Consider the following 19,064-nt stretch of genomic DNA (forward strand, 5'->3'; position numbering starts at 1 on the left):
ACGAAGCGGCTGGGGCAACTTACACCTCAGCCCAGCACGATCCGTGGCAATAGCCATGGAGCTGCGGTGGCTATAACAGGCAGGTAACGCTCCCGCATCAGTGCAATGCTATCGTCAGCAAGCAACTCGGGGAGATGACCTAATTCATCACTCCGCGCAAGCAGGGTTAGCTCGCGGCAAAATTCGCCCTCAGGCACGGGTAAGCATTGCACGTCACCCGTTTTAATGCCGCCATGTAATAGGCATAGCGGCGTGGTTAAAGTCCAGCCTAGGCCTGCCTTGACCATTTGTAAAATCGCGTAGGAATTATCCAGCTGCATGCGCAATGGTGGATGAATACTCCAGGTTTGCAGCTGGTTTTCTATGCTGCGGCCAATCACGGTGGATTGGTTGTAGCGAATAAAATCCAATGCCGCCGCCAGCGTGCGTAAGCTATTCACAGGCCCTTTAAAATCAAGCGGCAGCACTAAAATAAAAGGCTCGCGTAGTAGGCGGCGGCGAAAAAGCTCTGCATGCCCACTCACTGCATCGTCAGTTAAAATCAAATCAACTCGGCGATTAAGTAAGGCATCTGCATGCAGATGCGATTGCCCTGTAACCATCGACCAATGCGCAGTGCGGTGCTTAATCGCCGCAACCAATTCTTTACCTACGCTAATCGCTAACGAATCCACTAGCGCAATCCGCACATGCTTAAGCGGCGTGGCTTCTTGGCGACGAAACTCCAAACTTACGCGTCGAGCCTCGCTTAATAAGCGCTCCGCCTGCTCATAAAACTTACGCCCCAATGGGGTTAGCATGGGTGGGCGCTGCGAGCGATCAAGTAGCTGCACATGCAATTGCACTTCAAGATTGGCTATGCTTTGGGAAACGGACGACTGCGTCATCCCCAGCCGCTGCCCCGCCGCTGTCATCCCACCCGCCTCAACAATCGCGGCGAAAACTTCCAAACTTTTTAAATCAAAACCAATCGGGCTCGCAGCCATGCTGTTTCCATTGCGTTAGTTTTACTAGCTGATTTTTTTTGCCGCAAAACCCAAATCTTGCGCCCAGACAGCACAGAATTTCATAGAGAAAAATGATTTAAAACTAGGGTGAAATATCCAGAAGTACGGCGCAAGCTTAGTTTTATCTGTGTACTCAGTATTCTCCTCACCGTGCGCATCTACCTATTTTGTGATCAGCAGCCTTGAGGCTGGGCATGTTTCTGATGCCAGCGCGGGCACTGTCCTAGGAAACCTCCTCAATTAAAGAGAAAGCTTAAACCAAACCTAGCAGCCTGTCGGACTTAAGACTGATCTACTACGGAAAAGCCGGATTTGGCTATATTTCACGCATTTTCTCGTTGAATAGCCAGCTATTGCCTCAAAAACCCGCGAAACCTGTCTCAAACCGGTCTTTCCCTCACTACGATCGCTTAAGCCCGACAGGCTGCTAGCCAATCCCTATCACACAAAAAATCGCTATATAAACGCGCCTCTGGGCTGCCTGCCTCCGGGTGGTAATCATAGCGCCAGTTCACCACCGGAGGCATAGACATCAAGATGGATTCGGTACGGCCACCTGATTGCAGACCAAATAGCGTGCCGCGATCAAACACTAGGTTAAATTCTACGTAGCGGCCACGACGGTAAGATTGCCAATCACGCTCACGCGCGCCGTATTCGGCGTCTTCATGGCGCTCCACAATCGGCACATAAGCGGGTAAAAAGGCGTTGCCCACGCTTTGCATCATGGCAAAGCTGGCTTCAAAGCCAGCGGCGTTGTAATCATCAAAAAAGACGCCGCCAATGCCACGTGGCTCATTACGGTGTTTTAAGTGGAAGTAACGATCACACCAAGCTTTAAACTCTGGATAAAGTTGCGTGCCAAAAGGATCAAGCGCGTCTTTACAAGCTTGATGAAAATGCACCGCATCTGCTTCTAGCCCGTAATAAGGGGTGAGATCCATACCACCGCCAAACCACCATACATCTTGCTCGCCTTCTTTATAGGCTCGGAACAAGCGCACATTCATATGCACGGTAGGGATATAAGGATTACGTGGATGCAACACCAACGATACGCCCATCGCCTCAAAAGCACGCCCCGCCAGCTCGGGACGACCGGCGCTGGCTGATGGTGGCAGGGCATCGCCCATCACATGAGAGAAATTCACCCCGCCGCGCTCAAATAAATTGCCGCCTTCAATCACCCGCGTCATACCGCCGCCACCGCCCTCTCTTTCCCATTGATCGGTATGAAAAGTAGAACCATCGAGCTGCTCTAAGGTGGCGACAATATTTTGTTGCAGACTGAGGAGGTAATCTTTAACGGCAGTTGAATTCATTATTATCCCTATATTTTTGTAGCGGCACGGCATACCGTGCCATTAATGCCGCGCAAAAAACAGGCTGCCCCTTAAGGCAGCCTGTTCATCATGGGCATACAAGCCAGCATTAAGCCGCTTGCTCTGGCGCATCATGCTTAATTTCTTTGATGCGGTTATCGCCATCCACAAACACCAGCTGCGGGTGAAAATTAGCGATTTCGGCTTCTTCAAACTGAGCAAAGGTGGCGATAATCAGTAAATCACCCACTGCAGCTCGGCGCGCCGCAGAGCCATTAACCGAAATAATCCCCGAACCACGTTCAGCCTTAATAGCGTAGGTAGAGAAGCGCTCGCCGTTATCCACATTCCAGATATGAATCTGCTCATGCACCAAGATATTGGCGGCTTCAAGCAGGTTTTCATCAATCGCACACGAGCCTTCGTAATGCAGCTCTGAATGAGTAGTGGTACAGCGATGAATTTTCGATTTAAGCAGGGAGCGTTGCATGATGTTTCTCCAGCCCGTTTCTGGGCAGGGCTGTTTCAGAAGGGATCAGATTATAATCCCAGAAACGACGATTGGACAGGGTAAGGTTTAAATCAATTGACGCAGCGCAGCAATTGATAATATGGATGCGATTCAAACTCAAACAGTAAATTTAGCCTCGATATATAAAACAACCATCTAGCAAAAACTCACCATCCGCCACGCGAGCATCGGGGGAGACACGGTCAAAATTTAATTGCTGACCATCAACCACCACCCATGCAGGGATAGGCTTTGCTTGATAGCTGCCGATCACTTCAATGGCACGCTGAATATTTGCGGGGCTTATAATTCGAGGCGCTGGGCTGGCCACCACAGGTGTAGTTTCAACCTCACGCGGCGCAGCAGCGGCTTCAATTTCGGCCGCTTGCAGCGGCAAATTACGTAAATATAAATTAAAAGCAAATTGCGGCAAGATCAGCCGACGTACTTTTTTTTCATCATCAATAATGCAGCACACACCGAACTCTGCATCGCATTTAGGGCAATGCGCTTTGGCGGCGATGGCAATATGGTTTTCTACCAAACGCGCAATACCGAGCATATCATTGGCTTGTAACATTTCTCCACAGCTCACGCAGGGCTTAGAGAATTGTTTAACCAGCGCACCATTTTTAAATTTTAATGGCAGACATTGCTTAAGACGTTGATTAGGTAGCATTTATGATCATCATGGTGTGTTAAACAGGGAGTGGGGAGCAAAGAGCGGGGCACAAAATCCACCCTCCACGCCCGCATTATCCCCGCTTTTAAATCATTGCTATACGACTTTGAAAATGCGAAGGGGTGAGCAAAAAGTTAAGTACGAATGCTCACTATTTTGCTCACGCCCTACTCCCCGCCTTTAAATCGTTGCCATACGCGTTTCAAGTAGCAGTTCTAATAAATCAATTTTCATCAATTGTAGACTGACCGTTGTGCCCGCTGGTAGTTCCGGTATACCTGCTCGAATCACTAAAGGCATGCCATCTACCCGCACCAAGTTTTCTTTTATGACCACGGCAGTCATTTCGCGTTTTTTCTCTTGCTGCAACCAACGCAAACACCAGTATCGTTCCATCTTATCTTGTAATTCGGCGTAAGCTGCATAAGCAGTGTCAAAACTCCCGATAATCGAATACAACTCGGCGTCGTTCTTTTGGAAACGCGGCTTGGTATTGCCCAGCAAAGCCAAAAGTTGCAGCTGATTCACGTAATCCACAGCGCGGCGTAAAGGGGAAGACGCCCAAGAGTAGCACTCCACACCCAGCCCAATATGCGGGCCCGCCTGCGTGGTGAGGCGCACACGCCCACCATTTTGACCGCGATAAATACCCGCTACTTGGCCCTGCATCAAATCCTTGCCCCAAGTACTATTGGCCAGAATCATCAGCTCGGCCACCAGCTTATCCATCGGTGCGCCACGTTTACGCGGCACAATCCGCACACGTTTTTCGCCGTCTACCTGATCAATGTAAAAACTGTAATCGATCTTTAGCGGTGCAGTCGGGTCAGCTTTACCACGGCGGCCTTCTAATGCACCGGCAAAGTGCCATAAGAAGGTGATTTCTTCTTTCCAAGGGAAATCGGGCGCATCCGCTTTACCTGCGGTGTTTTCATTAAACACTGGCTCAAGCTGTTCATGACGTAAGTTGGCAGCAATCGGCACCATCTCTACGATACTGCGATGTGAAAGCACATCAAAGCCCTGAGACAACTCTAAATACATGCTTAGCGCGGGGCAGGTTCTCCCTTCTTGCAGGGTAAACACCTCAACCACTTCGTTGGGCAACATAGTGATTTTATCGCCTGGCATATACACGGTAGACAGGCGATCCAGAATAATTTTATCGACATCCGAGCCCGCCACAATCCCCAAAGCAGGCGCGGCAATATGGATACCCACCTGCCAATTGCCATTAGGCAGACGCTTCAGACTGAAAGCATCGTCAATTTCTGTGGTGGTAGAGTCATCAATACTAAAGGCACGCACATCGGCCAGCGGTAAATCGCTAGGGCAAGTCACCGGCTCGGTTGGGGCAAAACCACGGCCCTTAGGGAAGGATTCAGCGAGGAAACCATCGAGTAGATAATCGGCCACATCAGGAATCGCGCCAATTTTTTCCATCAAACGCAAGGTAGACGTTTGCATAGCGTCCGCAGCGGCAGCCAGTGTTTTCCATTCAATGGTGTTTTTATCTGGGCGATGCAGTAATTTGCTCGCCAAAGGAATAAATGACTCGGGCAAAGCGCCAGCTTGCAGCTCGGCTTGCCAAATGGCCATTTGCTCGGCTTCTTTTTTCTTTTTTTCGACCCCGGCCAAGGCGGCCTTTAGATTTTCTTCAGGGGCAGCCTTATAATGGCCACGCCCCTTACGGTAAAAATACATAGGCGCTGCGTGTAAACGAATCAACGCTGCCGCTTGCTGCTGCACCGATGGGTTAGCACCAAAGTATTCTGCGGCAATATCATTAAACGCAAACTCTTCCACACCACAACATTCCCACAGAAAATCGATATCAATTTCATCTGCGGCGACCTGAGCCGCTTTTAGAAAGTCATCCAAGCTAATCCGCTCAAAGCGCAGCAGCACATTCGCCGCCTTCACTTTAAAACGTTTACCACGGGTATCTTCAAGCATCAGGCTAGCAGCCTGCTCTTCCTTGATCGTGGCTACCTTGAAATTACCATCTTCCTCAAAAAAAACATTCATTCTCAAGCCGCCAGCATTCATTTATTGATTTAGCCAAGCATTATAACAAGGTCCGCCCTACGTCGCTTGCTGGTGATAAGCCTGCCCTCATCAAACCCGAATCTTAAACCGCAAAGAAAAAGCAGAACACGGAGGACCACGGAGACAAACATAATAAAAACTAGGTTTTCTCCGTAAAACTCCGTGCTCTTCGTAGTTCAAGATTTGGGTTTTGTGGAATTACTCCGCCCCGCCCAATTGCGCCAGCAGCTCGGTTTGATGCTCGTTGACCAGGGCTTGCGTAAGGTCGTTCATGTCGCCATCCATGATGTAATCGAGCTTGTACAGCGTGAGATTAATCCGGTGATCGGTCATACGGCCCTGCGGGAAGTTGTAGGTGCGGATGCGCTCGGATCGGTCCCCCGAGCCCACCAGTGATTTACGCTGTGCGGCCTCTACGGCGTGGCGTTCGCGGTCTTGTACGTCTTTAATGCGGGCGGCCAGCACAGATAAAGCGCGGGCTTTGTTTTTATGCTGGCTGCGATCATCCTGGCATTCCACCACAATACCGCTTGGAATATGCGTGACCCGCACGGCCGAATCGGTTTTGTTAATGTGCTGACCACCCGCACCGCTGGCGCGGAAGGTGTCGATGCGCAAATCGGCAGGGTTAATGTAGATTTCTTCTGCTTCATCGGCTTCGGCCATCACCGCGACTGTACATGCCGAGGTATGAATCCGGCCCTGTGTTTCGGTGGCCGGCACACGCTGCACACGATGCGCACCGGATTCAAATTTCAGCCATGAATAAGCACCAAAGCCCACGATGCGGGCGATAATTTCGCGGTAGCCACCCAGATCAGATTCACTGGCGGACACCACTTCTACCTGCCAGCGATTACGCTCGGCAAAGCGGCTATACATGCGGAATAAATCCCCTGCAAACAGTGCCGCTTCATCCCCGCCCGTACCCGCACGGATTTCCAAAAAGATATTGCGCTCGTCATTAGGATCTTTAGGCAGCAGCGCTTTTTGCAGCTCGACTTCCAAAGCTTCGATGCGCACCTTGCCTTCTTTGATTTCTTCTTCGGCCATATCCTTCATATCAGGATCGCTCAGCATTTCGGCAGCGTCGGCCATATCGGCTTCAATCTGGGTAAAGCGGTGATAAAGCGCCACCACTGGCTCTAATTCGGCACGCTCTTTGGTGAGCTTGCGATAGCTATTCATATCGCGAGTGGCTTCCTCGGTCGCCAGTAAGGCATCAACTTCTTCAAGACGGTCAGCAAGCTGCGCCAATTTGGCAGCAATAGAAGGTTTCATTTTAGTTCCACGAAATTATTTAGTAATCTTAAAAGCAGATCTGTAGACACAGAGCTGAAGTAAGGGCACAGAGCACACAGAGAAAAACACTTAGGATCTGATTCAGATTAATTTCCCGCTACGAAACGTCGTCATTCCCGCGCGCCTTTGGCGGGAATCCAGCTTCGCGGCTAGATCCCCGACTAAAACACTCGGGGATGACGCGTTGGTTTGACAAGTCACTACGGGATTTATTTCGAGCTAGCAGCCTGTCGGACTTAGACGGTCGAAGCGAAAAATCGCATGGTCGAAACCAGATTTTGCCGGATTTGCAGCGCCAATAACGAGTTATTGGTCAAAAATCTGGTGAAATATAGGCCGATCAGGTGATTTTGCAGCTGACTGATGCTAAGTCCGACAGGCTGTCTAGACAGATTCTTAATGCTTTTCTCTGTGTGCTCTGTGTTCTTAATGTTCTCTGTGTCTACAGTTTTTTTAAAGCGAATGAAAGCGCAGCTACTCGTGCAGGCGGTATAGGCGGCGTACAGTGGCGAGGGTGTTTTCTTGATCTTCGGGGAGCACATTATTTAAGGCTGCCAGTGGGGCGTGCATAAATTTATTCGCCATTTGCCGCGAAAATTCTTCCAATACCGCTGCGGCATTGTCGCCTGCGGCTAATTTTTTATGCGCTTTTTCTAATTCATGCCGTGCAATTCTATCGGCGTAATCTTTTAAATCACGAATGGTAGGCACTAGGGCGCGGCTAGCTACCCAGCGATGAAAATCACCTACCCGCTCGAAAATAATCGCTTCGGCAGATTCTACTTCGCCCGCCCGAGACTCTTGGCCTTGGCGGACTACCTCTGCCAAATCATCCACCGTATACAGATAAACATCGGATAAATCGCCGACTTCGGCCTCTACATCGCGAGGCACGGCTAAATCCACCATAAACATTGGGCGGCGCTTACGCTCTTTGAGTGCTCGCTCTACCATACCCTTACCCACAATTGGCAAGGGTGCGGCGGTAGAGGTCACCACAATATCAAATTCGGCTAATCGAAAGGGTAAATCAGAAAGCAAAATGGCCTCGCCACCAAACTGCTTGGCCAGTGCTTGGCCGCGCTCAATGGTACGATTGGCCACGGCAATATGCTTAGGATTACGAGCATGAAAGTGCGTAGCGCAGAGCTCGATCATTTCGCCTGCGCCGATAAACAGCACCTTACAGGATGCCACGGAGGGGAATAATCGCTCCGCCAAGCGCACCGATGCGGCGGCCATAGAAACCGATGCCGCGCCAATACGGGTTTGCGAGCGCACTTCTTTCGCCACAGAAAACGCACGTTGAAACACACCATTGAGTAACACGCCCATCGTGCCCGCATCACGCGCAAAGCGCTCGGCGTCTTTAAGCTGGCCTAAAATCTGCGTTTCACCCAATACCATAGAATCTAAACCACTGGCCACCCGAAACGCGTGCGTTGCCGCCTCGCCACCATTGAGCAAATACAAATGCGGCTCAATATCTTGAACACTATGCCCACGCGTTTGTGCCAGCCATGCCAAAACTTGCTGTGGATCACGCGTATTACAGTAAAGCTCGGTGCGATTACAGGTCGACACAATGGCCGCTTCTGTCACGCCATGTTCCGCGCTGAGCATGGCAAGCGCGGTCGGCAATTCTGCTGGAGTAAACGCAAGCCTCTCCCTGACTGCTACAGGCGCAGTATGGTAATTCACTCCGAGAACAAGCAGGTTCATAGGGATTTATCAGCAGCGAGCGAAAGAAAACCGCCCATTTTACCCTGAAACGGTAAGCAACTCACGGTGAAGTGGCGAATGCCATTCTGCATAATTCGGCTTGACCTTTTAGCTAAAGTTTTAATTGCCGATTTACCGCTATAAAAGCAAAAACAATATTGGCAACAAAAGTGAGCAAGTAGCACGCAAACATAAGCGATACAGCCAGCATGAGTTCATTGATTAAACGGCAAGCTTGCAGCCTTATTCGGCCTGATATTCAAATAAATCGTAGCCCATTTGCTGCTCTATTAGCTTACCTGCTCGCATCAGGATTTCGCCATTTACAGTTAAAACAGATAACTCACGCTTGGCAGCAATATAACTCCCCTTAGGCGTAAGCATCATGGCCGATTGTTTTAAAGCGGGGACTTCAGGGAGCAGCAAGCCCGGCTGATATTTCACCCCAGCTAAGCCTATCGTTGGCTTAAACATCACGGCAGAAGCACGCACGGTCATAATTTGCAAGCCAATTTCGAGCTCATGACTATTCATTTGCTGCAACCATCGCACCGATGCAATCATCCAGTTTTCGCTACCCTGCGCGCGCATCGCCACGATTTCTCCGGCCCGTACCCGCTCAACGGGAATATGCTCTGCGGAAACAGCGTAGCCACCAGGGCTTTCATTCAACACTTTCCAGTGCGTAATCGGTAGCTCTTCATTGGCGCTACTCGGCTCTGCGTCTTCCAGTAAGTTTTCTTCTGGCTCGAGCAGTGCATGACCTGCGTTCACGCACAGCACAGCAGCACGAATACCGATACAAATATCCACCGGCGTATCAGAGTCAATTCTTTGGAAAGTTCGTTTGGCAGAAATAGTCCACTGTCTACAGACCCGACGCAGGATTTCCATCCACATCAAAACTTTGCTGCGATCGCTAGCCAAAGGCACTTTAACATCTAAAGCCACCAAGGATTTATGCAATTGCCGCACTAATTCTGAAGTATCCAGTAAGACTCCCCCGCCTAAATACCCTTCCATAGTGCGAGCGCCGATATATTGCGGAGCCTTATCTTCATCCAAGCTAACTAGGAAAAAACCAGCCGAGCTGCCCAATTGGGATACCGGTTGAAAATGCGCATAACCCGCATAACTTTCAACAATATCAATGACTTTATCGAGCTCAAGCCCAGAAAAGCGCTGCGGCTCAGATAAAGCCAGCAACAAAATATATTTATACGTACGTGCCACGCTTGGGGCGTTTTTGTCGGTGGAGGCTTGCTCAATCAGCTGCGACTCAACGGCATAGCGAAAAAGCTTATGCATCTCTAGCCAAATACCCTCAGGCATAGGCATATACACCCGATAGCTAAGCTGAGAGAGACGATAATATTGCGCTAATATTTTTTGAATCAGCACAGGGGCCAGCTTGGTATTGCCAAAGGCAAAACGTTTATCCAAGCGATCGGTCAGGGCAACTTTATATCCATCTGCCAATTCCAAACACAGGCGACGCGCCAATAAGGCCGCCGTTTGCCCTTGATCTTTTAATGGCAAACCTGGCACGCGATAGGCCCGCTCCAAACCACCTGACAGCAGCTCCAAGGCAGTAGCGTATTCATCCAATAATTTAATTCTATCGTCAGGGGCAATTTTTACCCGATTACACGCCGTCAGTGCATCACACATCTGCCGGCCTGCCCCAAGTGGATTGGCCATAGGCAAAGCGATCAACCACTCACGTAGCCGCTTGGGGTTCGTTTCCACACTACTTGCGAGATTAGGATCGCAAACCGGCAATTTAAGCGACAGCAACATCAATCAACTCCGACTTCTCTTGTTCTGCAGCATCAAGTGCTGCCAATGTACCCACTAATAACTGCGCCGCTTCTTCGTCAGTTACACAATAAGGTGGCATAAAATAAACCGTATTACCAATCGGCCTGAGTAATAACTCTTGTGCTAATGCTGCGGCAAAAAAACGTTGTGCAAAGCCAGGGGCGACATCGATCACATCAAAGGCCCAAATCATCCCTGTGCGCCGATAATGCCTTACCCTTGGATGCGCAGCCAGTGGGGAAAAAATGACATCCCAACGCAGCGCTTTGCTGGTATTACGAGCAATAATGTCATCCGCTTCAAAGATATCCAACACCGCCAAAGCAGCGGCACAAGCCAAGGGATTGCCGGTATAAGAGTGAGAATGCAAAAATGCGCGGCTAATATCATCATGATAAAAAGCGGCATATATTTCATTTCTAGTCAGCACCACAGCCAAAGGCAAAAAGCCACCGGTAATCCCCTTAGAAAGGCAAAGAAAATCCGGCTTAATATTAGCCTGTTCACAAGCAAACATAGACCCTGTTCGGCCAAAACCCACGGCAATTTCATCGCAAATCAAGTGAATACCATAAAAATCACACAGAGCACGGGCTTTTTGTAAGTAAAGCGCGTCATACATCGCCATCCCTGCTGCACCTTGCACCAGCGGCTCCACAATCAGCGCTGCTATCTCTTGATGATGTGCGGTGAGTGTGGCTTCTAGCGACTGAGCTGCCCGTTCGGCCACGCTTGCTGCCGACTCACCTTCTGCTGCTTGACGTGCATCAGGGTTCATCACTACAAAGTTATCTCGCACTAAAGGTGCGTAAGCTTCCCGAAAAATAGGCACATCGGTCACGGACAAAGCCCCTGCCGTCTCTCCGTGGTAGCTATTTTCTAAATACACAAAGCGATTTTTTTGCGGCTGATTTTGGTTACGCCAGTAATGCGCCGACATTTTTAAGGCCACTTCAATCGCCGAAGCACCATCAGAGCCATAAAAAGCATGGCCTAAACCAGTCAGTTTGGCTAAGCGCTCGGATAATTCCACCACGGGCTGGTGAGTAAACCCCGCCAGCATCACATGCTCTAGACTATCCATTTGCTGACTAATCGCGGCTTTAATCCTAGGCTCACCATGGCCAAATAAATTTACCCACCAGCTAGAAACCGCATCTAAATAACGCTTGCCGTCCACATCATAGAGCCATGCCCCTTGGGCGCGGGCGATTGCAATCAGCGGAAATTTTTCATGCCGCTTCATTTGCGTACATGGATGCCATACCGCAGCTAAGCTTCGTGCCAGTAAGTTAGAGTGATTCATATGAATTTATAAAGCTTCGAATAAGCCATTTTAGCTCAGACTGCCCAATACCCCAGCAAAATCCATGTTGGCCACAGTGATTAAAATTAAAAAAGGCGAGCACCGTGGCTCGCCTTTATCAAACTACCCAATAAATCAGCACGGTCTGTTGACGTTTCATTCACAATTGCGCTGAGCCAAAAAATGGCCAAACACAAGGGATGCGACGAAGGCAATAACAAGTTATTTCCGAGGAGCATAATGCCGTGAATGGCAGTTTTCCGGCCCAGCCTCATTGCTGAGCGAGGAAAAAACCCTCGCACGCTAAGGGTTGGCTATATTTTTGGAGCTACACGGCTTGCCTTGTTAAGCCCCAAAATTGCAGCCAACGCAGCCGCGAATGAAACATCAACAGCCCCTAATGCCCAGATTTACGTAACTCCTCTTTCACTAGTTTTTCTACCCGTGGCAAGAGTTTGTTTTCTACTTCGGCGCTCATATCTGTGATTAAACGCTTCAGCGTCTCTTCATAAAAGCCATTCATCAAGCTGGCGAAATGCTGTCGGGTAAGTTGCTCTACCTCAGTCGCAATTTCAACGCCTAATTGTGCGGCAACGGTGGCGCTTAGCTCTGCAATCGCCCGCTCACTCAGAGGCGGATCCCGTGGCAAGGGAGCGGCTACTGCAGGCTCGGAGATATCCTGCACTGGCAAATCAAAAATCAGCTCATCGCTCCACGGCACTTCAGTGACCACAATCTGCATTGATGTCTCAGTAGCTACTGGCGTAGGGATAAGGTATTCCTGCTCTGGAGCAGGCTTTATCTCTACAAAATCCACATGATTGCCCCAAGGGTTGACTTGGGATAGCGCATCCAAATCAAGCAAGGGCAAATCCATAAATTCTTTAAGCACTTCGGGGACATCTAGCGCAGGAATCTCTGGTTCTGACTCCAGTTCTAGATTGAACGATGCGAGTGCTAGCTCCTCTACAGGAGCTACATCAGCTTCGGTTTCCTCTAAAGCCTCAGTCAGTACCGGAATATCGTCTGCCTCATCCAAGAGCACAGGAATAGCTTCAGAGTGGCCGGCTCCGCGATGGCGCGCCAGTAGCGCATCCATTTTATCGAAGAGCGGGGAAGGATCAGTAGCAGCGTTCATCCAGCCCTATCCATCATGTCAAAAGAAGTGGGCTTAAAGCCTTGTGCCACATAAGCTTTCCAACGCTCACGCGCAAGCGTTCGTGCCTCATCATCCAGCGAAACCACTTCCATAACCCTCTGGTAGCGCTCAAAACCTGGCGCTAAGCCATTGGTCCAATTAAATAAGACATCGCGAACAGGTAATAGCTCAGGGCGGTAATCGAGCAAAATTGGCGTATCCGCAGCAATCGCATCATCAGCCAAGCAATGCGGTAAAAAGCCTGTTTGTGGCACTTCCCACAATAAACCATCCAAAGCCGAAGCCGCTGCTTGGCTACTGGTCAGGATATTTATGCTCAAATGCTTCGCTAAGGCTTTGCTCACCAACTGGCAAAGCGCGTGCTCGCGATTAGGGACATTAAAATAAAATGAGATTTCGGTCATAGGCTTAGGGTCTGTTGACGTTTCATTTACAATTGCGCTGAGCTGGGAAACGGCCAGGCACAAGGCGTGTGACGAAGGCAATAACGGGTTATTGTCGAGGAGCATAACGCAGTGAATGGCCATTTCCCAGCTCAGCCCTTCAGGTTTAGCCCCCAAACTGGGCCAAACGCAGCCGTGAATGAAACGTCAACAGACCCTAGCTTATGAGGATAGGGGCAAAGCATGCGGTGCCCTATGTGCATTGAATTCAGCCAATATCATACAGAGTGAATCGCGTGTGGGGAGTGAAACCCGCCAGATTTAAGCCTTAAAACGCAAATGGCGGGCTTTACCCGCCATAAAATAACGATATCACCTTAGTAAAAATAGTATTTACTGGTGATAATCGCTTTAGCTAATACACATAGAGGCACGGCAAGCCATGCCTCTTACATCTAAATTAACCGTTATTTTTTCTTAGCTGCGACACGCTGAGTTAAGAATTCTACCAACAGTGGCACAGGGCGGCCGGTTGCGCCTTTGGCTGCGCCAGATTTATGTGCAACGCCAGCGATATCCAAGTGAGCCCAAGTGTATTCTTTGGTAAAGCGGCTTAAGAAAGCAGCGGCGGTAATAGAGCCGGCTGGGCGGCCGCCAATATTTGCCATATCCGCAAAATTGGATTTAAGCTGCTCTTGGTAGTCATCCCACAATGGCATACGCCACGCTTTATCACCGGTTTCACGCGATGCTTTAAGTAAATCATCCGCCAGTTGATCGTCATTAGAGAACAAGCCACTTGCAACATGGCCCAAGCCAATAATGATTGCACCCGTTAAGGTTGCAATATCAATCACCAATTCTGGCTCGTAACGCGCCACATAGGTCAGCGCATCACACAAAATCAAACGACCTTCAGCATCAGTGTTCAGAATCTCAATCGTTTGGCCGCTCATAGAGGTAACGATATCGCCTGGCTTGACGGCATTGCTAGATGGCATGTTTTCACATGTTGGGATCACGCCCACCACATTAATGGCCAAGCCTTGCTCAGCAATAGCGCGAATCACGCCCATTACCGTGGCAGCACCGCACATATCGTATTTCATTTCGTCCATTTCTGGACCAGGTTTCAGCGAGATACCACCCGAATCAAAAGTAATGCCTTTACCCACCAATACGATAGGCTTTTCTGATTTTTTGCCCCCTTGGTACTCAAGGCAAATCAGCTTAGGCGGCTCGATGCTGCCCTGTGCCACCGACAAAAACGAGCCCATGCCCAACGCTTCCATTTCTGGCTTTTCTAGCACCGTGCATTTCATTTTGTAGCTGGCGGCCAATAAATGCGCAGCATTCGCTAAATAAGTAGGGGTGCAAACATTGCCTGGCAGATTACCCAAATCACGGGTTAAGTTCATGCCGTGGCCTAACGCCACCCCAATTTGCAAGCCTTGCTCGGCTTTTTCTACTTCAGATTTTTTGCTTACGGCAATATTTACAGATACCAGAGCAGCGGGTGCATCTGGCTCCGATTTAAACTGCACAAAGCGATAACCCTCAAACACCAATGCCTGAGAAATAATAGCAGCGGCATCTTTTAAACCCACAGCTTTAGCAGCGGCAATGGCTAAAAAGATATCAGCAGAAGTTGATTTTCCAGCCAGCAAAACCTTAGCAGTGGCAAGCGCCGCCTTGCGTAGCGCCTCGGTATCTAGGTTTTTTTCGCTCCCCAATTGCACCAGCAAAACGCGACGGCCTGGCAATGGAATATATAATGTGGAGCCCACGGCCTCACCTAGTTCATTGCATGTTTCTGCCAACCAACCATCGTGATCCAAATCTGCAGCAAGTGCGGATAAGTGTGTACCAAATACAGGCAGCACCAGACAATCCGCTGCGGTTTTTTCGGGTACGGATAGATTTATGCTAAATTCCATTATTGCTTCCTATTTCTAAGATGAACCAGTGGTTGAAAAGGACATCAGCGTTTTGCTACTCGTTAAAAAACGGCAATCAAGCCAATTACTCGCTAAAAGTGCCGCAAAAACATCGATCTACACAGGTATACTGCGGTTTTTGTTGGCCTAGGGCTGATTACTCCGTTTTTTACAATGGCAGTTAACTGCGCATGCTTTAAGCAAAACCCAAGTTTACACTTGTAAATAAGGTTTTTTAGGCATTTTGTAATGTGAATCTAGGTTTCTCCACATTTCTGTAAAAAAAGTGGTACAAAAGAGCGTTTGTTTGCTCAATTATTTCCTAGCTGTTGGACAAATCCAAAGCTCCCCAAAAGTCAAAAACGCCCATGTTGTTTCGTAAAAGCCTAATTCAAGAAATGTCCTGGGTTGCCCTTGGAACATTCTTTGTGCTGCTCATGCTAATCATGACCACGCAAATTGTACGCCTGCTCGGCCAAGCCGCTATTGGTGCTCTCGCTAGTTCTGCGGTTTGGGCCATGATGGGCTTTGCCGCCGTGCGTTACTTACCCATCCTGCTGTCGCTGATGTTATTTTTCTCGATCCTAGCCGTATTAACTCGGATGTGGAAAGACCACGAAATGGTGATCTGGTTTGTCAGTGGTCGCTCCATTGTTAACTTTATCCGCCCAGTGCTCGAATTTACCCTGCCCGTAGTGGTGCTGATTGGCTTGCTATCGATGGTGCTATCACCTTGGGCCTTAGAAAAAGGCCAAGAGTACAAAGAAAAATCATTATCACGCCAAGAAGTCACCCAAGTATCCCCCGGTGTATTTCGCGAATCCCCTGCGGCCGATCGGGTTTATTTTGTGGAAAATTTTACCGGCGGTAATGGCAATAATGTTTTTGTACAGCTGCGCCGTGATGACAAACTCACCGTCATTTTGGCGGAAAAAGGCGGCCTCTATTTAGATAGCGATGGCTCACGCTGGCTATGGCTATCCAAAGGCCGCTCTTATGAAGGCCTACCCGGTACCGCATCGTATGAAACCCTAGAGTTTGCCTCGGCCAGATTACGTATCGAAGCGGGCGAAACACCCCGCTCTAGTCCCACCACCCAAGCCACCAGCACCCTCGCCCTTTGGAAGAGTAGCCTGCCCGAGCACAAGGCCGAGCTAGCTTGGCGTTTAGCGATTCCTATTTCAGCGCTTATATTAAGTTTGGCAGCCATTCCAATGGCGTTTTTTAATCCGCGTGGAGGACGCGCGGCCAATTTATTAGTCGCAGTATTTGCCTATTTCTTTTATTACAACTGTATCAATATTGCCCAAGCATGGATAGCAGATGGCAAGATCTCATCCATGCTGGGGATTTGGCCCCTACATGGGCTGGCGGGATTGATTACCTTTGGTTTATTTATATGGCGCAGCAAGCTGAGGGGAAATTAATATGACCCAATTGTCTCGTTATCTGATGCGCGAATTATCCTTATTTATATTATTCGCGCTGATTGGCTTATTGGGCCTCTATACATTTTTTGATTTAATCGCCGAATTAGGTGATTTAGGCGTAGGCGGCTATGGGCTAAAAGACGCTCTAATTTATGTTGCCCTGCGCACCCCCGCCAATGCTTATGAGCTACTGCCAATTGCGGTACTGATTGGCGGCATTTTTGGCCTCTCGCATTTATCGGGCTCATCCGAGCTCACCGTAATGCGCGCTTCTGGCGTATCGCTACGGCGCTTATTACTTTGGCTGTGCTTAATAGGCAGCTTTTATGCCACGCTCACCCTACTTTTAGGGGAGTATATTTCCCCTGCGGGTAATCGTATGGCCAATCAACATCGGCTAGCGGCCACGCAATCGATGTTAGTGGGTGATTTTAGATCTGGTGTATGGATTAAAGACGGCAAGCAAATCGTAAATATCGCCGAAATGCTGCCAGATCTAACCGTAGTACATGCACGGATTTACGAATTTGGCCAAACACTCACACTAGAAAAAATCATTGAAGGCCATAATGGCCGGTTTCAAAGCAAAGGCAATTGGACGCTACAAAAAGCCACCATTACTCAGTTTTTACCTGAGCACGCAGGCGTTTTACTCAGTAAACCAAGTGCATTTAATTGGCAAACGTCGATATCGCCCGCCATGCTCGCCGTGCTGCTGGTAGAGCCAGCACAAATGTCGGCCACCTCTTTAATGAGCTATATCGAGCACTTAAAGCGCAATAAACAAAAAACATCACGCTATGAATTAGCCCTGTGGGGCAAGCTATTTTACCCCCTCGCCTGTTTATCTATGGTGCTCATTGCCCTGCCCTTTGCCCAAAGCCAAAGACGCAGTAGTAATGTTGGGGTACGCATTTTTATTGGTATTGCCTGTGGTTTAATTTTTCACTTTTTAAACCAAATTGTGGTTTATCTAGGCGACTTATATAGCTGGCCACCACCGATCGTGGTATCAATTCCCACCCTACTGTTTTTATCGGCTGCGGCGTTCATGTTATGGCGGCAAGAGCGGCGTTAAAATCCTAACGATTAGAAAAGTACTAAGCCAACATGGCAAAATCATTTCCTGGGCAATTTAAAAACGAAAAGACGTCGCAAAAAACGGCAGCAAAAATAAAGTGCCCAATGCGCTGAAAAGAAATAACGAATGCATCACCTCATTTAACTACCATCGACGTGTGGGCAAAACCGCCCCCTAGAATAGGAGCTTTCCATGTACGTTTTACTCACTGGTGGCGCGGGTTATATCGGCTCGCACACTTATATTGAATTAATGGCCGCGGGCTTTAAACCGGTTATTTTTGATAATTTATATAATGCTCATCCAGAAGTATTAAACCGAATTGCCACCATTACCGGTCAAGCTGCCGAGTTTGTAGAAGGCGATGTCCGTGATGCCACCGCTTTAAAAGCACTATTTCAACGCTATGACTTTAACGCCGTGATTCATTTTGCTGGCTTAAAAGCCGTTGGCGAATCCGTAGAAAAACCCCTGATGTATTACGATAATAATGTGGTTGGCACCCAGCGCCTACTCGAAGCGATGGTTGAAGCGGGGGTTAAAAACCTCGTATTCTCCAGCAGCGCCACGGTATATGGTGACCCCTACACCGTGCCCATTACCGAAGATTTCCCATTATCGGCCACCAATCCTTATGGCCGCTCTAAGCTGATGGTTGAAGATATCGTGCGAGATATTTTCAAATCCGATACCCGCTGGAACTTTGCCCTGCTGCGTTATTTCAACCCCGTTGGCGCACATCACTCCGGCCTAATTGGTGAAGACCCACAGGGCATTCCTAATAATTTAATGCCTTTTGTGGCCCAAGTGGCCGTGGGTAAGCGTGAAAAGCTATCCGTATTTGGCGATGACTACCCCACACCAGACGGCACCGGCGTGCGTGATTACATCCATGTGGTCGATCTAGCTCGTGGCCATGTGAAAGCCTTGCAAAAGCTAGCCACCAGCCCAGGTCTTGTTACCGTTAACTTAGGTACAGGCCAGGGTTATTCAGTGCTGGATATGGTGAAAGCCTTTGAAAAAGCCTCTGGCAACGCCGTGCCTTACCAAATTGTGCCACGCCGTGCTGGCGACATCGCCGCCTGCTACGCCAACCCAGCATCTGCGCTCGCCATATTAGGCTGGCAAGCAGAAAAAACCCTTGATGATATGTGCCAAGATAGCTGGAAATGGCAAAGCCAAAACCCGAATGGCTTTAATTAAATCCGGATAAATAAGCAAAGGCGCATCTTTTGATGCGCCTTTTTACTGACCTCATCATTTACCCCATAAAAAAACCACAGCTAACACCTAGCAGCCTGTCGGACTTAAGACTGATCTACTGCGGAAAAGCCGGATTTGGCCATATTTCA

At 49.0% G+C, this 19,064-nt stretch carries 15 protein-coding genes; 3 read left to right on the top strand and 12 right to left on the bottom strand.

What is annotated here, in order from left to right:
- Positions 1–26: 26 nt before the first annotated feature.
- From C1H71_RS03970 to C1H71_RS04025, 12 genes are all read right to left on the bottom strand, one after another.
- On the bottom strand, positions 27–986 hold the full coding sequence (locus C1H71_RS03970) for a LysR family transcriptional regulator (RefSeq protein WP_130105413.1): 960 nt from the start codon (positions 984–986) through the stop codon (positions 27–29).
- Between the two features lie 431 nt (positions 987–1,417).
- Positions 1,418–2,329, bottom strand: coding sequence for an oxygen-dependent coproporphyrinogen oxidase (hemF, locus tag C1H71_RS03975; RefSeq protein ID WP_130105414.1), 912 nt, complete (start codon positions 2,327–2,329; stop codon positions 1,418–1,420).
- A gap of 109 nt (positions 2,330–2,438) precedes the next feature.
- Positions 2,439–2,819, bottom strand: coding sequence for an aspartate 1-decarboxylase (gene panD, locus C1H71_RS03980; protein ID WP_130105415.1), 381 nt, complete (start codon positions 2,817–2,819; stop codon positions 2,439–2,441).
- Between the two features lie 151 nt (positions 2,820–2,970).
- Positions 2,971–3,519 (bottom strand): hypothetical protein, encoded by a 549-nt coding sequence (locus C1H71_RS03985; protein ID WP_130105416.1) that lies wholly within the window; start codon positions 3,517–3,519, stop codon positions 2,971–2,973.
- A 183-nt stretch (positions 3,520–3,702) separates the two neighbouring features.
- Positions 3,703–5,550, bottom strand: a complete 1,848-nt coding sequence (locus C1H71_RS03990; protein ID WP_130105417.1) for a ribonuclease catalytic domain-containing protein — start codon at positions 5,548–5,550, stop codon at positions 3,703–3,705.
- Between the two features lie 219 nt (positions 5,551–5,769).
- Positions 5,770–6,852 (bottom strand): peptide chain release factor 1, encoded by a 1,083-nt coding sequence (gene prfA, locus C1H71_RS03995; protein WP_046350276.1) that lies wholly within the window; start codon positions 6,850–6,852, stop codon positions 5,770–5,772.
- Positions 6,853–7,347: 495 nt separating this feature from the next.
- Positions 7,348–8,595, bottom strand: coding sequence for a glutamyl-tRNA reductase (gene hemA, locus C1H71_RS04000; protein ID WP_130105418.1), 1,248 nt, complete (start codon positions 8,593–8,595; stop codon positions 7,348–7,350).
- 243 nt (positions 8,596–8,838) lie between these two features.
- The gene (locus tag C1H71_RS04005) at positions 8,839–10,395 is read right to left on the bottom strand and encodes a hypothetical protein (protein ID WP_130105419.1); all 1,557 of its coding nucleotides are present in this window, start codon (positions 10,393–10,395) and stop codon (positions 8,839–8,841) included.
- On the bottom strand, positions 10,379–11,722 hold the full coding sequence (bioA, locus tag C1H71_RS04010) for an adenosylmethionine--8-amino-7-oxononanoate transaminase (RefSeq protein ID WP_130105420.1): 1,344 nt from the start codon (positions 11,720–11,722) through the stop codon (positions 10,379–10,381). The genes C1H71_RS04005 and bioA overlap by 17 nt, the downstream gene beginning before the upstream one ends.
- Positions 11,723–12,119: 397 nt before the next feature.
- On the bottom strand, positions 12,120–12,860 hold the full coding sequence (locus tag C1H71_RS04015; protein WP_130105421.1) for a hypothetical protein: 741 nt from the start codon (positions 12,858–12,860) through the stop codon (positions 12,120–12,122).
- Entirely contained in the window at positions 12,857–13,285 is a 429-nt protein-coding gene (locus tag C1H71_RS04020; protein ID WP_188053579.1) for a DNA polymerase III subunit chi, read from the bottom strand. The genes C1H71_RS04015 and C1H71_RS04020 overlap by 4 nt, the downstream gene beginning before the upstream one ends.
- A gap of 446 nt (positions 13,286–13,731) precedes the next feature.
- Positions 13,732–15,201, bottom strand: coding sequence for a leucyl aminopeptidase (locus tag C1H71_RS04025; RefSeq protein ID WP_130105423.1), 1,470 nt, complete (start codon positions 15,199–15,201; stop codon positions 13,732–13,734).
- 368 nt (positions 15,202–15,569) lie between these two features.
- Here C1H71_RS04025 and lptF point away from each other — a divergent pair, with 368 nt between their 5' ends.
- The 3 genes from lptF (at position 15,570) to galE (ending at position 18,915) form a co-directional block, all read left to right on the top strand.
- A complete protein-coding gene (lptF, locus tag C1H71_RS04030; RefSeq protein WP_130105424.1) occupies positions 15,570–16,628 on the top strand; it encodes an LPS export ABC transporter permease LptF in 1,059 nt (352 codons plus the stop codon).
- A 1-nt stretch (position 16,629) separates the two neighbouring features.
- Positions 16,630–17,709, top strand: a complete 1,080-nt coding sequence (gene lptG, locus C1H71_RS04035) for an LPS export ABC transporter permease LptG (protein WP_130105425.1) — start codon at positions 16,630–16,632, stop codon at positions 17,707–17,709.
- Between the two features lie 195 nt (positions 17,710–17,904).
- A complete protein-coding gene (gene galE, locus C1H71_RS04040) occupies positions 17,905–18,915 on the top strand; it encodes a UDP-glucose 4-epimerase GalE (protein WP_130105426.1) in 1,011 nt (336 codons plus the stop codon).
- The last annotated feature ends 149 nt before the right edge of the window (positions 18,916–19,064 follow it).

Source organism: Iodobacter fluviatilis, assembly GCF_004194535.1.
Taxonomy (GTDB): domain Bacteria; phylum Pseudomonadota; class Gammaproteobacteria; order Burkholderiales; family Chitinibacteraceae; genus Iodobacter; species Iodobacter fluviatilis_A.

Coding starts and splice junctions, on each gene's coding strand:
- C1H71_RS03970 (WP_130105413.1), bottom strand. CDS start 986: ATGGCTGCGAGCCCGATTGGTTTTGATTTAAAAAGTTTGGAAGTTTTC.
- hemF (WP_130105414.1), bottom strand. CDS start 2,329: ATGAATTCAACTGCCGTTAAAGATTACCTCCTCAGTCTGCAACAAAAT.
- panD (WP_130105415.1), bottom strand. CDS start 2,819: ATGCAACGCTCCCTGCTTAAATCGAAAATTCATCGCTGTACCACTACT.
- C1H71_RS03985 (WP_130105416.1), bottom strand. CDS start 3,519: ATGCTACCTAATCAACGTCTTAAGCAATGTCTGCCATTAAAATTTAAA.
- C1H71_RS03990 (WP_130105417.1), bottom strand. CDS start 5,550: ATGAATGTTTTTTTTGAGGAAGATGGTAATTTCAAGGTAGCCACGATC.
- prfA (WP_046350276.1), bottom strand. CDS start 6,852: ATGAAACCTTCTATTGCTGCCAAATTGGCGCAGCTTGCTGACCGTCTT.
- hemA (WP_130105418.1), bottom strand. CDS start 8,595: ATGAACCTGCTTGTTCTCGGAGTGAATTACCATACTGCGCCTGTAGCA.
- C1H71_RS04005 (WP_130105419.1), bottom strand. CDS start 10,395: ATGTTGCTGTCGCTTAAATTGCCGGTTTGCGATCCTAATCTCGCAAGT.
- bioA (WP_130105420.1), bottom strand. CDS start 11,722: ATGAATCACTCTAACTTACTGGCACGAAGCTTAGCTGCGGTATGGCAT.
- C1H71_RS04015 (WP_130105421.1), bottom strand. CDS start 12,860: ATGAACGCTGCTACTGATCCTTCCCCGCTCTTCGATAAAATGGATGCG.
- C1H71_RS04020 (WP_188053579.1), bottom strand. CDS start 13,285: ATGACCGAAATCTCATTTTATTTTAATGTCCCTAATCGCGAGCACGCG.
- C1H71_RS04025 (WP_130105423.1), bottom strand. CDS start 15,201: ATGGAATTTAGCATAAATCTATCCGTACCCGAAAAAACCGCAGCGGAT.
- lptF (WP_130105424.1), top strand. CDS start 15,570: ATGTTGTTTCGTAAAAGCCTAATTCAAGAAATGTCCTGGGTTGCCCTT.
- lptG (WP_130105425.1), top strand. CDS start 16,630: ATGACCCAATTGTCTCGTTATCTGATGCGCGAATTATCCTTATTTATA.
- galE (WP_130105426.1), top strand. CDS start 17,905: ATGTACGTTTTACTCACTGGTGGCGCGGGTTATATCGGCTCGCACACT.